Genomic DNA, 13,447 nt, shown 5'->3' on the forward strand with positions numbered 1-13,447 from the left:
TGGCGAGACACCGGCGGCCTTCGAGTGGCGGCGACGAGGGCCTAGTCGATCTTCCGCAGCCGGGCCACGGCCAGGTACAGGAACACCAGGCCCGATCCTGCGACGAGGGCGATCTCCAGAGCCACTGGGACGGTCCAGCCGTACCACGAGATCCCGGGGTTGAACATTAGCTGCACGCTCTCCGGGGCGTCGACGTGCGCGAACAGGGCCTGGCGCATGGGATCGACGGTGTACGAGAGCGGATTGACCAGAGAGAGCGCCGACAGCCAGCCCGGCAGGGTGCCGGTGGGGAACAGCGCACCGGACAGGAAGACCAGCGGCATGACCGCCAGCTGCGACACGCCCAGGTAGGCCTCCAGCCCCTTAACCCGGCTGGCGATCATGATGCCGAAGGCCGACAGGCTGAAGGCCGCCAGCAACATCAGCCCGAGCAACTCGGCCATCAGGACCAGGTCGTACGGCACGCCCGCCAGCCCGGCGAGCGCCAGCAGGACGGCGCCCTGCATGGTGGCCAGCACGGTCCCCGACAGCACCTTGCCGATCACGATGGAGGTGCGTCCGACCGGCGCGACCAGCATCTCCCGCAGAAAGCCGAACTCCCGGTCCCAGACGACCGAGGAGGCGGAGGAGATCGATGTGACGATTACCGTCATCGCCACCACGCCGGGGAACATCACCGTCTCCAGCCGGATGCCGCCGGAGTCGGCCGGCATGAGCCCGCCGAAGCCGCCGCCCATGACGAACAGCCACAGGACCGCCTGCAGGAACATGGCCAAAGCCCGGGAGACGTCGTAGACGAACCGGATGAGATCCCGCTGGAGCACGACCTTGATCACCCGCAGGTCCCGGCGCAGGCCACGCGGGAGAACCGGCGCCTCGACCGTCCGTACCGTCACTGGTCACCGTCCCGAAGGGTCGCGATTACGTGCGTGAGAATTCGACGCCGTTTCCGTCCCGGGGCCGCACGGATTCGCCGTAGTACCATCAAAAGCGCTCGGCCGCCACCGGCGATTGGCCCGACAATAGTCCGGGCCGCGTTCTGGGGAGAAGATATCCATCGGGCGGTATCGTGGCCGATGTCCGTCCCGCTGGCGAGACGTTGCACGGCCCTCTTGAATTGCCGAGCCGGATGCGCATAGGTTCACCATCGAATGAATGGCCAGCACATTGTAGCGGGGACACCATTCTCGACCGATGCGCCATATCAACCGCCTCCAAGAGACGGCCGAATCTCAAAGTACAAGACAGGTCCGCCGCCTTTCTCATGCTGCCGGGGAGGGGCCGATGAGAGCCGTCTGGTCCACCCCCTGGTAATCCCTCTCGCGGAAACAGAAGGGAGGTGTGAAAATGGATCTGTCCAACATTCTTGAGCTCCAGGAACTCGAGGTAGCCCCCGAGTACGCAGAACTGCCTGGAAGCAACAACAGCACGATCACCTGCTGATGATCGACGGTGCGGGGGGCCGTTCCACGGTTCCCCGCACCGTCCTCGCCACGGTGGCCCCACGGCGCCTCAAGGCGTCTCCTCGCCGCTCAGGACCCGTCGGAGGACGGAATTCAACGGACAGAGGGACGATGCAGCACACACATCTCGGTCGTACCGCGCTGGAGGTCAGCCGTCTCTGCCTGGGCACGTTGAACCTCGGCATCAACATGTCCAAGGCCGATAGCTTCCAACTCCTGGACGAGGCGCTCGCGCGGCGGATGAACTTCATCGACACCGCCAACCACTACGGGTGGCAGGTGCACCGCGGCATGACCGAAGAGCTCATCGGCGAGTGGTTCGCCAAGGGCGGCGGCCGCCGGGAGAAGGCCGTGCTGGCCACCAAGGTCTTCAATCCGATGAGCGACTGGCCCAACGACCGTGGCCTGTCGGCCCGGCACATCATCGCCTCCTGCGAGGCCTCCCTGCGCCGGCTGCGCACCGACTGGATCGACTTGTACCAGATGCACCACGTCGACCGGAACGCGCTGTGGGAGGAGATCTGGCAGGCCATGGAGCTGCTGATCCAGCAGGGCAAGATCCGCTATGCCGGATCTTCCAACTTCGCCGGTTGGCACCTGGTGGCCGCCCAGGAGGCCGCGAGGCGGCGCAACATCGTCGGCCTGGTCTCCGAGCAGTGCATCTACAACCTGATCACCAGGCACGTGGAGATGGAGCTCATCCCCGCGGCGGTCGCCTACGGGCTGGGGGTGCTGGCCTGGTCTCCGCTGCACGGCGGCCTGCTCGGCGGCGGTCTGCGCAAGCTGGAGCGGGGCACCGCCGTCAAGACCGCCCGCGGCCGCGCGATGGTCGCGCTGGACAAGCATCGCGAGACCGTCGCGAGCTACGAGAAGTTCTGCCTGGAGATCGACACCGACCCGGCGACCCTGGCGCTGGCCTGGGTGCTGTCGCGGCCAGGCGTCACCGCGGCGGTGATCGGCCCGCGCACCCTCGCCCATCTGGACGGGGCGATGGAGGCCCTGGAGCTGCAGCTCAGCCCCGAGGTGCTGGAGGAGCTCGACAGGATGTTCCCGCCCATCGGCAACGGCGGCCCCGCGCCGGAGTCGTGGGCCTGGTGACCCGCACCCGGAGGTGAGGCCCGTGCGCGTGCTGATCGCCACAGTCGCCGAACGCACCAACTTCATCGCGGCGGTCCCGATCGCCTGGGCACTGCGCACCGCCGGGCACGAGGTCCGGGTGGCCAGCCAGCCGAGGCTGATGGAGGTGATCGCCGACGCCGGCCTGACCGCCGTGCCGGTCGGCAGGGATCACGACTTCTGGCGGGTCATGCGCAGCCGCGCCTTCTTCGACCCGCTGCGCGACAGCGTGCCGCCATTCGACCTGGCCGGGCTGCCGATGGAGGAGATCACCTGGGAGCCGCTCCAGGAGGGCTACCGGCAGATCGTGCCCTGGTGGTGGCGGTTGGTCAACGAGCCGATGCTGGACGATCTGGTGGCGCTGTGCAGGGACTGGCGGCCCGATCTGGTGCTCTGGGAGCCCAGCACCTTCGCGGCGGCCGTCGCGGCCAAGGTTTGCGGCGCCGCCCACGGGCGCTTCCTGTGGGGAGTGGACGTCTTCGCGTTCATCCGCACCCGGTACGTGGAACTGCTGGCCGAGGAGGCCGGCGAGGAGCGCGAGGACGTGCCGGCCGCGTGGCTCGGTGCCTGTGCCGCCCGCTTCGGCGAGCGTTTCTCCGAGGATCTGATCACCGGCCAGTTCACCGTCGACTGCCTGCCCATGGGCATGCGGCTGGGCGAGAGCGGCGTACGGTACGTCCCGGTGCGCTACATCCCCTACAACGGCCGGGCAGTGGTCCCATCCTGGCTGCGCGAGCCCCCCGCGCGGCGGCGAGTCTGCCTCACCCTGGGCACCTCGGCCACCGAGAGGCAGGGCGGCTACGTGGTCTCGGTCCAGGACCTGCTGGACTCGCTGGGCGAGCTCGACATGGAGCTCGTCATCACCCTGCCGGAGGCCGAGCAGCAAAGGCTGACCCGGGTTCCGGCCAACACCCGGTTGGTCTCCCACGTGCCCCTGCACGCTCTGGCGCCCAGTTGCTCTGCGGTGATCAACCACGGGGGCGCCGGGACGGTGCTCACCATGCTCCATTACGGCGTGCCGCAGCTCATCATCCCCAGGCCCACCTTCGACGAGCCGCTGCTGACACGCCAGATGGTCCGTCAGGGCGCCGCCGTGTCGATCCCCAGCGCCCAGGCCCGCGGCGAGCGGGTCCGGGCGGAGCTGGAGAAGCTGCTGGCCGACGAGGCCGTCCACCGCGCCACGGCCGATCTGCACCGGCGCGCGCACGCCCTGCCGGCCCCCAACGCGGTTGTTCCCCTCCTGGAGGAGCTCGCGGTCCACGATCAGCGCGCGAGCGGCGTCACCCCCCAGGGCGGCAGCGGGCGCAGCAGCAGCGTCAGAAAGCCCAGCGTGCCTCGGTAACCCCGGAGCCAGGCGTCGCGGTAGTCGGCGGTGTAGCGCAGGATTTCGCGGCCGTCACGTCCCCCGGCCGCCAGCCCCCATCCGGTCAGCCCGGCGACGCACGCCCACGCGAAGTCGTCCCACTCCTGCTCGGTGCTCACATGCCCGTGGACGGGCAGCCAGCGCGCGTCGGTGACCCGGTCGATCGTGTCCGGCAGGTCGGTGAAGGCGTGGGCGTCCAGCTCGAGCGACTTCAGCACCGCCTCGTCCGGCTCGCGGGTCCAGAAGGGCTCCCCGATGAGGGCCACGCCGCCCGGCTTGAGCAGGCGGCGCAGGTAGACCAGGTTGTCGCGGAGCCCCCCGAAGGCGTCCGACAGGCCCACACACATGACCAGGTCGTACTTGCCGGCGGGCGCGAAGCGCAGCGCGTCGACGCTCTCGAAGGTGGCGCGCTCCACCAGGCCCCGCCTGGCGGCCGCGGCCGCCGCGGCCTCGATGTGCTTGGCGGAGGCGTCGATGCCGTGCCCCCGGGCCTGGGGGTAGATCTCCAGGGCTCGCAGCAGCCAGGCGCCGAGCCCGCAGCCCACGTCGAGCAGGCGCGCACCCGGTTCCAGCCTGGCCAGACGCAGCACCTGATCGACCGACTCGTCCGACAGGGGAGCGAGCACGGGGTGCTCCTCCTGGAGCAGGTTCCACGTGGTCTCGGTGTCGATGTCGTCGTAGTTCACAGCCTGTCCTCTGCGTCCGCCTGGCCGAGCCGCTCCTCCCGCACCCACTGCTCGGCGGCCCGTGTCAGCAGCTCGCGCGCCGCCCGCACCTCGGCCGCCAGGGGGCGGTCCTTGCCCAGCGGCGGTGAGAGCTCGGCCAACTCGGCCCAGGGGCTGTGGGAGGCGCCAGGCATGCCGTACGGCTCCGCGGCGCCGTCGCCGCTCAGCGGCACGCCTCCGGCCAGCGCTCCGTACTGGGCCACGCCGACGGCAAGCGAGCCCACGACCAACCAGGCGAGCTCCACGGCCTCGGCGACCGAGTTGGCGCCGTTGAGCGCCATCGGCACATGGTCCTGGTTGGTGCCGTTGGTGGGCAGGGCGGTCAAGGAGGCGGGATACACCAGCTGCCGGATGCGGGCGACGAACGAGGTGGCGCTGATCTGCACTCCTGCCAGGCCACTGCCCCTGCCGGGCCGCGGGGTGAGCATCGGCGGCAGCCCGCCGTTGGTCGTCGGCGCGCACAGCAGCGCGAGCTGGCGCTCGGCCAGGAAGGCGACCTGCTGCAGGCAGAGCCCCAGCTGGTCGGAGCAGAGCCCAACGGGCATCGCGTGGAAGTTGCCGCCGTGCAGGATCTCGCCCTCGAAGCAGATCGGGTTGTCGGTGCAGCCCAGGGTCTCGCGCACGAGGATCTCCTCGGTCGAGTGGAGCTGGTCGAGAACCGCGCCGAGCACCTGCGGGGCGCATCTCAGGCTGTAGGGCTCCTGCAGGGGGCGTGAGGCGTTGCGGGTGAAGCCGGGCGGGATCTCCTCACGGATCCAACCGGCGACCGTCAGCTGCCCGTGCTGGCCCCGGGCATGCCCCAGCCCGTGGTGGTAGGCCTCGGGGTTGGCGCCCAGCAGGAGCACCATCCGGCCGGACAGCGCCGCCACCGCCCGCGTCAGCAGCAGCACCGAGCGGTGGTTGACCAGGCTCATGGCCAGCCCGACGCTTGTTCCGTTCACGAAGGCCAGCGCCTCGCGTGCGGGCCAGTCGATCGGGGTGGCGCCGAGGTCGGCGAGCGCCTCGGCGGCTGGACAGGTGGTCCATGCGCCTCGCGCGTCGCGCACCCATGCCTCGCCCTGGCCCGCGTAGGCCAGGGCGGCCGACGACAGCGGCTGGAGGTCGCCGCTCGCGCTCACCGTGCCGTGCCGTGGGATCGCCGGGGTGAAGCCGCGGTTCCACAGATCGGCCAGCACCTGCCAGAACTCCGGCGAGACCGCCGAGTAGCCCCGGCGCATGCTCTGCAGCCGCAGCCACACCACCAGACGGCAGACATCGGGCGGCAACGGCTGCCCCTGTGCCGTGCCCAGATGGGAAATGAGGCCACTGCCCTGCTCGACGGAGGACTCGGAGGCGGCGAAATCCACCAGCGCGCCGTATCCGTGCGTGATCCCGTAGACCTTTTCGTCGGACGCGATCGCGGCGGCGAGCACCGCGACGCTGGCCTGCATGCGTTCGATGTCGTCCTCGTCGCACTTGTCCAGCTCGGCGTCCCACCCCGCGCTGTGCAGGAGGTCGGCGAGCCGGCCGTGATGGCGGCGCTCGGCAAAGACTGTCACGTGTCACTCCAAGGTTGGTCGGGCTCACGCCGTCGTGAACGTCTCGCCGGCGGGACGTCCGCCGCCGGCGATCAGGATCCGACCGGCTCGTACATCTCCCTCTTCAGCGGTTCCCACCAGCTGCGGTGCTCGGCGTACCACCGCGCCGTGCGCCGCAGCCCCTCGAGGAAGGGAACCTCTGGCCGGTATCCCAGCTGGGTCGCGATCTTGGTGCTGTCGAGGGAGTAGCGCCGGTCGTGGCCCTTGCGGTCGTCCACGAAGCGAATCACGGACCAGTCCGCACCGGAAATCTCCAGCAGGTGCCGGGTCGTCTCGATGTTGGTCAGCTCGACGCCGCTGCCGATGTTGTAGACCTCGCCCGGGCGGCCCTGCTCCGCGACGAGCGCGACGCCACGGCAGTGGTCGTCCACGTGCGTCCACTCCCGCACGTTGAGCCCGTCGCCGTACACCGGCAGCTCCTCACCGTCGAGCAGGCCGGTGATGAACAGCGGGATGAGCTTCTCGGGGAACTGGTAGGGACCGTAATTGTTGGAACACCTGGTGACGCAGACGGGCAGCCCGTGGGTGTGGAAGGCGGCCAGGGCCAGCATGTCGCCCGCGGCTTTGGAGGCGGAGTACGGCGAGCTGGGCCGCAGGGGCTCCTGCTCGTTCCACGACCCGGAATCGATGGAGCCGTAGACCTCGTCGGTGGAGACGAGCACGATCTTGTCCACACCCGCCCGCAGCCCCGCCTCGAGCAGGACGTGGGTGCCCAGGACATTGGTCCGCACGAAGGCGGACGGGTCGTGGATGGACCGGTCGACGTGCGTCTCGGCGGCGCAGTGCACCACCAGCGACACGTCCTTCATCAGGCCCCCGACCAGGTCGGCGTCGCAGACGTCACCGTGAACGAAGGTCAGGCGGGGGTCGCCGGCCACCGGGGCCAGGCTCTCCCTCGTGCCGGCGTAGGTGAGCTTGTCCAGCACCACGAACTCGGCGGTGGCAAGCGATCGATAGGCTCCCGACAGAGCCTGCCGGACGAAGTTCGAGCCGATGAATCCGGCCCCGCCGGTCACCAAGACGCGCATCGGGATTCACCTTCTCCGTGCGTTCCAGGAGCGGGCCACGTCCATGACGTACCGGCCATATTCCGAATGCTTCATGTCGAGGCCCCTGTTATAACATGTCTCCGCGTCGATAAAGCCCATTCTGAGCGCCGTCTCCTCGATGCAGCCGATCCGCAGGCCGTCGCGGCGGTTGACTTCCCGGATGTAGCTGGAAGCCTCGAGCAGCGACTCGCAGGTGCCGGTGTCGAGCCATTTGAATTCCTCGCCCAGGTTCACCAGCGACGCTTTCCCCTCGGCCAGGTAGACTTTATTGACGTCGGTTATCTCCAGCTCGCCGCGGGCCGACGGGCGAATCTCCTTGGCGATGTCCACGACCTCTTTGTTGTAGAGGTACAGCCCGGTGATCGCCTGCCGCGAGCGCGGGCGGGCGGGCTTCTCCTCCAGTGACACGAGCCTGCCGCGATCGTCCGTCTCTCCGACCGCGTACCGCTCCGGGTCGTCCACCTGGTAGCCGAACAGCACGCACCCGTCCACTTTCCGACATGCGGCGCTGAGGACTCCGTCCAGCTGAGGGCCGTGGAACAGGTTGTCGCCGAGGATGAGCGCGCATTCCTGGCCGTCCACGAAGCGCTCGCCCACGAGGAACGCCTCGGCGATGCCGCGCGGCTCAGGCTGCTCGGCGTAGCTGATATCGAGTCCCAGCTGCGCACCGTCGCCGAACAACTCGCGAAGCTGCGGGAGAGCGGCAGGAGTGGAGATGACCAGGATTTCCGTGATACCGGCCAGCATCAGCGTCGAGAGCGGATAATAGACCATCGGCTTGTCGTATACCGGCAATAATTGTTTGGACATCGTCAGCGTGATGGGGTGGAGTCGAGTTCCGCTCCCGCCCGCGAGAACGATTCCCTTCATCTCTGCTCCCTGAATACGGCGAATAGGCCCCAGCGTACGGACGGGACGCGCGGCCTCAACCCCTACTGGCCTCCTTAACGGCGGGAACCGGAAGATGCGCATTCTCATCGCGACCCAGGCGGAAAGGTCGCACTTCTTCAGCCTCGTGACACTGGCCTGGGCGCTGCGCACCGCGGGACACGAGGTCCGTGTGGCCAGCCAGCCGGAACTGACGGACGCGGTGGCCGACACCGGCCTGACCTCCGTGCCGGTGGGCCACGACCACAAGTTCCGGCACGTCATGAAGCGCGTCGCCGATGCGGAGTGGCCGCGCTTCGACATGACCGTCGAGCGGACCGGCGACGTGTTGTGGGAGTACCTCAGGGACGGCTACCGCCGGGTCGTGCCGTGGTGGTGGAAGGTCGTCAACGAGCCGATGATCGCCGACCTGGTGGCCTACTGCCGGCAGTGGCGGCCCGACCTGGTGCTCTGGGAGCCCACGACCTTCGCCGGGGCCGTGGCGGCACGGGCCTGCGGAGCGGCGCACGCGCGGCTGCTGTGGAGCCTCGACCTGTTCGCCCGGATGCGCGGGCTGCTGCTGGAGTCGATGGCCGCCCAGCCGGCGACCGAGCGGGAGGACGTCCTGGCCGACTGGCTGGGCGGGCACATGGCCAGGTACGGCGGGCAGTTCTCGGAGGACCTGACCACCGGCCACTTCTCCATCGACTACCTGCCCGCCTCGATGCGCCTGGAGGTGGGAGTGCGGCAGGTGCCGATGCGCTACGTGCCCTACAACGGGCCCGCCGTCGTCCCGCAGTGGCTGCGCACCCCCCCGGAACGGCCCCGCGTCGCCCTCACCCTGGGCAATTCGTGGGCCACCAGGCTCGGCAGGTACGCCGTACCCGTCCCGGACATCCTCGACGCCCTGGAGGGGCTCGACGTGGAGGTGGTCGCCACCTTGTCGGCCAAGCAGCAGGCGGAGCTCCCCCGGGTGCCGGACAACGCCAGGATCGTCGACTACGCGCCCCTGCACGCGCTCGCGCCGACATGCCAGGTAGTGATCAACCAGGGCGGCCCCGGCACCGTCTTCACCACGGCCCACTACGGCGTGCCCCAGCTGATCCTCCACTACAACTGGTTCGACGAGCCGCTCCTGGCCAAGGGGATCACCGCGCTGGGCGCCGGCCTTGCCGTACCGGACACGAAGGTGACGGCCGACGGGGTACGCGAGCGCGTCGCGCGCCTGCTTGCCGACTCCTCCTTCGCCGCGGGAGCCGGGCGGCTGCGCGAGGAACTGGCGGCCATGCCCTCGCCGAACGAGATCGTCCCGGAGCTGGAGCGGCTCACCGCCGAGTTCCGCTGAGGGCCAACTGCTCGAGCTGGGCGACCACCTGGTTGGGCGTCGGCATGGCGAGCGCCTCGTCGCGAAGCCGTTCCGCGCCGGCGGCGAAGGACCGCTCCCTCAGCAGCCGCACCAGGTGCTCTCGCACCCCGGCCGCCGTCACCTCGCCGTCGGGTACGGCCAGTCCCGCCCCCTGCCGCACGATGGCCGTCGAGAGCAACGGCTGGTCGAACAGGTTCGGCAGCATGAGCTGCGGCACGCCGACCGCCAGCAGCGTGCACAGGGTTCCCCAGCCGGCGTGGTGGATCACCGCGGCGCACGTCTGCGCCAGGGGCTCCAGCGGCGCGAAGTCGACGATCCGGGCGTTGTCCGGAACGGGGCCGAGCATGGCCCGCTGCCCGGCCGGGATGGTGGCGACCACCTCGAGGTCGAGATCAGACAGGGCGTCGAGGATGTCCGGCAGCGTCACGTTCTCTCCGTGCCGACCGGCCGCGGAGATCCCCAGGGTGAGGGCGACCCGGGGCCTGTCGGGCTGGACGCGTAGCCACCGCGGCACCACCGCACGCCCGTTGTAGGGCACATAGCGCATCGGCACGCGGTGTCCGGCCACCCCGAGCTGGAGAGACGCGGGAACGCAGTCGAGGGTGAGCTGCCCGCAGGCCAGGTCCTCCGAGTACGAATGCCCGTACCTCGCCAGGCGGGCGCCGAGCCAGCCGGCCAGCAGGTCCTCCCGCTCGTGCGCGGGCCGGAGCGGGAGGAGCCGGAGGAAACGCTCGCGTACTAGGGCGAACTTGTCCGCCCCCCACACCACGCGGGCGTGGGCGGCGCCGGACACCTTGGCGGCGAGGGCGCCGGCGAAGGTGACCGGCCCCCAGATCACCAGGTCGGGCCGCCACTCCAGGCAGAGGCGCGCCAGATCGTCGATCATCGAGTCGTTGACCATCCGCCACCACCAGGGCACCACGCGACGATAGCCCTCCTTGAGGTACTCCCAGCTCAGCCCCTCGGGAGGGCCTCCCACCCGGCCGAACAGCGGGGCTTCCGCCCCCAGCCGGTCGAGCGCCGAGTAGGTGGTGGCCACCCGCCAGAAGTCGTGATCCCGGCCGACCGGCACCGCGGTCAGCCCGCTGGCGGCGATGGCCTCGGCCAGCTGCGGCTGGCTGGCCACCCGCACCTCGTGTCCCGCGGTGCGCAGGGCCCAGCCGATGGGCACCAGGCCCAGGAGGTGGGCGTGCTCCGCGACCGTGGCGAGCATGACTCGCATGGCGCCTCCCTGGTCTCGCTCACGCGCCGGCGATCGGTGGCCGCAGCCTCTTGGACAGGGCGGCGCGGCCGCCGACGTGGAGCTTGCGATAGATCCGCGTCAGATGCTGTTCGACCGTGCTGACGGTGACGCCGAGCATCTCCGCGATCTCCTTGTTGCGGTAGCCCTCGGCCGCCAGCGCCGCCACGGGCTGCTCGGCGTCGCTGAGCAGCGGACTGCCGTAGGCGCTCGCCACCGTGTAGGACGTGACGTGGGCCTCCTGGTTGACCTGCCGCAGCGCCAGCGCCCGGCGCAGAGGTTCGGCCCGGCACTCGGCCGCCACGTCCAGCGCCCGCTGCCGCATCGCCCGTGCCCGCGCCCACTCGCCGAGCGCCTGGTGAGCGAGGCTGAGATCGGCCAGGACCTGCGCGAGCGCGAACCGGTCGCCGCATCCCTCCAGGAGCACCAGCGCCTCCTTGAGCAGCGAGGCCCGCTCCGGCGGCTCGCGCAGCGGGGCGCGCAGACGCAGGGCGGTCCCACGGACCCGGTCCGAGGCCGCGGCGGGCTCGTCCAGCTGCTCGTCCAGCAGTTTCCTGCACCGGTCGAGCTGTCCCATCCGCAGGCAGGCCTCGGCCGCCCCGAGCCGCCAGCGGGGGAAGACCGGCAGGTCGGTCCCCCACTTGGTCACCAGTTCCCCGCAGGACAGGAAGTCGTCCAGCGCGGAGTGCGGGCGGTCGGTCGCCAGGTGGTAATGCCCGCGGGCCTCCAGATAGTGCAGCCCGAACCGGGTTTCGAAGATGGCCTCCGGGATCGGCTGCCTCAGGTGTCGTACGGCCTGCTCGTAACCGCCCATCGCGGTCACCGCCTGCACGAGCGTGGCCAGGGGCAGGCCGACCGCCACCCCCCAACTGCGCGGAGGCAGAAGGGTGAGGGCCGAGCCCGCGCGCCGCTCGGCCAGCGGCAGGTCGCCCTGCCTGAGCGCGATCTCGCCACGAAGGGCGGTGAACAGCGCCGTCCAGGTCGTCGCCCGCCGTCTGGCCGCCTCCTCGATCGCCTGATCGCACCACTCGGCCGCCTTCTGCGTGCGGTCGGAGCACATGAGCGCGAGGAGGGCCGCTTCCACCGCGGGCATCGTCGAGTCGTCCAGCCCGGGGCCGCGCAGCACGCCCTCGACCTCGGCGACCACATCGTCCTGCGGCGGACGTGGGGCGGCCGGCTCCCCCGGCAGCCGGGCCAGCAGCGGCGGGCACACGCCGGCCAGCCACTCGCGTGTGGCGCGCAGACCGGCCTTACCGTCCTCACCCGCGTCGCCCAAGGTCGTCAGAGCCAGCCCGGCCTCGTGGAGGCGGCCCTGCCACAACAGAGCCCGCACCACACCCGGCGCCTCATGCCCGGGCAGGTTGCCCTCCTGAAGGGCCAGGGTGAGCATCGTCAGATGCCGGGAGACCGTCGCGGGATTCACCCGCCAACCGGCCCTGGCGAGCATCAATGTGGTCTCCATCCGCTGCCGGTCGTCGTCGCTGGCACGCACCGCCAGGTTGAGGCAGTCGACCGCGAACTCCGCCTCGTCGTCGAGCAGCGCCTGGGTCGCCGCCTCCTGCAGCAGCGGGACCACCCACGGATCGGGCGCGTGCAGCGCGGCGACCAGGTGCCTGGCGATGGCGGCCCGGGAGCCGCCGTGGTCGTGCAGCAGCTTGGCGGCGCGACGGTGCATCGCTGCCCGCTCCTGCCTGTCCATGTCGCTCAGCACCGCCGATCTGGCCTCCTCGTGGCGGAATCGGCCCTCGCGCAGCACCCCGATCCGATCCAGTTCGCGCGCGGCCTGGTCGGCGGAGGCCTGGTCGATGCCCAGCAGCCGGTGGAGGTGCGCCGGCCCTTCCAGGTCCAGGACGGCCAGGCCGCGGGCGGCCCAAAGGCCTGTCGGACGACCTCGGTGCAGGCAGGCGAGGACGGCACGGGCGTAGGCGGCCATACCCTGCCCCCCTGCCCGTACGTCCGCCGCGAACGCCCGCACGAGAGCGGGATTGCCGCCGCTGAGCTCCCAGCACGTGTCGAGATCCCCCTGGCCGTCCAACTCCTCCTTCAGCAGCAGGGCGGTCCCCGTCCGGTCGAGCGGCGCGAGTTCGACCGGCGGCCCCTGGGCGTGGCTGAGCAGTTCGAGGTCGATCGGCTCGACAACCGGGTGAGGCCGCTCCAACTCGGCCAGGACGATGCTGACGCACGCGCCCTTGAGCCGGCGGGCGAAGTAGAGCAGGCACTGCAGGGAGGCGGGGTCGGCGTTATGCGCGTCATCGACCACGATCAGCACCGGTGTGGACTCGGCCAGGCGGGCCAACTCCAGCCACATGCGGTGCAGGGCACGGGCCTGCGCGGGAGAGGCGTAGACCGGCGTCGACCACGTCGTGGCCATGGCCTCGTCGACGAGCGCCCTGAGCCTGGCGAGCCGCTGGTGGTCCGGGCCGGCCGGATGGTGGGTCAGCTGGCTCAGCACGCCCATCGGCAGCACGCTCTCAGCCCGGGACCCGACCGCGCCCAACGCCAGGAAACCGGCGGCCTCCGCCTGTAGCGTGAATGCCCGCAGGAGCGCCGACTTCCCGCTACCAGGAAATCCTCTGACCGTCATCAGGCCGCGTCGGCCGGCCAGCAGTTCGTTCAGCCGAGCGAGTGCGTCACCCCGTTGTCTGAGATCAGTCATCGTGATGCTTCAGCCCCTCCGGCGG

Annotated in this window: 10 protein-coding genes; 3 read left to right on the forward strand and 7 right to left on the reverse strand. The window is 70.5% G+C overall.

All coding sequences use genetic code 11. From position 1 onward, the window contains the following. Positions 1-41: 41 nt before the first annotated feature. Entirely contained in the window at positions 42-896 is an 855-nt protein-coding gene (locus ID574_RS37205) for an ABC transporter permease (protein WP_188193696.1), read from the reverse strand. Positions 897-1,574: 678 nt separating this feature from the next. Between ID574_RS37205 and ID574_RS37210 the strand changes: the two genes are divergently transcribed. Then, positions 1,575-2,561, forward strand: coding sequence for an aldo/keto reductase (locus tag ID574_RS37210; RefSeq protein WP_188193697.1), 987 nt, complete (start codon positions 1,575-1,577; stop codon positions 2,559-2,561). Between the two features lie 22 nt (positions 2,562-2,583). After that, entirely contained in the window at positions 2,584-3,921 is a 1,338-nt protein-coding gene (locus ID574_RS37215; RefSeq protein ID WP_188193698.1) for an activator-dependent family glycosyltransferase, read from the forward strand. On the opposite strand, the gene ID574_RS37220 is transcribed toward ID574_RS37215, so the two are convergent. The 4 genes from ID574_RS37220 to rfbA form a co-directional block, all read right to left on the reverse strand. After that, entirely contained in the window at positions 3,843-4,628 is a 786-nt protein-coding gene (locus tag ID574_RS37220; protein ID WP_188193699.1) for an SAM-dependent methyltransferase, read from the reverse strand. The two genes, ID574_RS37215 and ID574_RS37220, sit on opposite strands and share 79 nt — an antisense overlap. Continuing rightward, positions 4,625-6,205, reverse strand: coding sequence for an aromatic amino acid ammonia-lyase (locus tag ID574_RS37225; protein WP_223167469.1), 1,581 nt, complete (start codon positions 6,203-6,205; stop codon positions 4,625-4,627). The genes ID574_RS37220 and ID574_RS37225 overlap by 4 nt, the downstream gene beginning before the upstream one ends. Before the next feature lie 71 nt (positions 6,206-6,276). Next, positions 6,277-7,272 carry a dTDP-glucose 4,6-dehydratase gene (rfbB, locus tag ID574_RS37230; protein ID WP_188193700.1) on the reverse strand — a complete coding sequence of 332 codons (996 nt, stop codon included), beginning with the start codon at positions 7,270-7,272 and terminating at the stop codon, positions 6,277-6,279. A 6-nt stretch (positions 7,273-7,278) separates the two neighbouring features. Then, complete coding sequence (rfbA, locus tag ID574_RS37235) at positions 7,279-8,163, reverse strand: glucose-1-phosphate thymidylyltransferase RfbA (protein ID WP_188193701.1); 885 nt, start codon at positions 8,161-8,163, stop codon at positions 7,279-7,281. A 94-nt stretch (positions 8,164-8,257) separates the two neighbouring features. Between rfbA and ID574_RS37240 the strand changes: the two genes are divergently transcribed. Next, positions 8,258-9,505: an activator-dependent family glycosyltransferase gene (locus tag ID574_RS37240; RefSeq protein WP_188193702.1), complete on the forward strand. Its 1,248-nt coding sequence runs from the start codon at positions 8,258-8,260 to the stop codon at positions 9,503-9,505. On the opposite strand, the gene ID574_RS37245 is transcribed toward ID574_RS37240, so the two are convergent. Together ID574_RS37245 and ID574_RS62300 are read right to left on the reverse strand one after the other, a co-directional pair. Continuing rightward, entirely contained in the window at positions 9,486-10,748 is a 1,263-nt protein-coding gene (locus ID574_RS37245; RefSeq protein WP_188193703.1) for an activator-dependent family glycosyltransferase, read from the reverse strand. The two genes, ID574_RS37240 and ID574_RS37245, sit on opposite strands and share 20 nt — an antisense overlap. Positions 10,749-10,767: 19 nt before the next feature. Further along, entirely contained in the window at positions 10,768-13,422 is a 2,655-nt protein-coding gene (locus ID574_RS62300; protein ID WP_188193704.1) for an AAA family ATPase, read from the reverse strand. Between the last annotated feature and the right edge of the window lie 25 nt (positions 13,423-13,447).

The sequence above is a fragment of the Nonomuraea sp. SYSU D8015 genome (assembly GCF_008065375.1).
In the GTDB taxonomy this organism is placed as follows: Bacteria; Actinomycetota; Actinomycetes; order Streptosporangiales; family Streptosporangiaceae; genus Nonomuraea.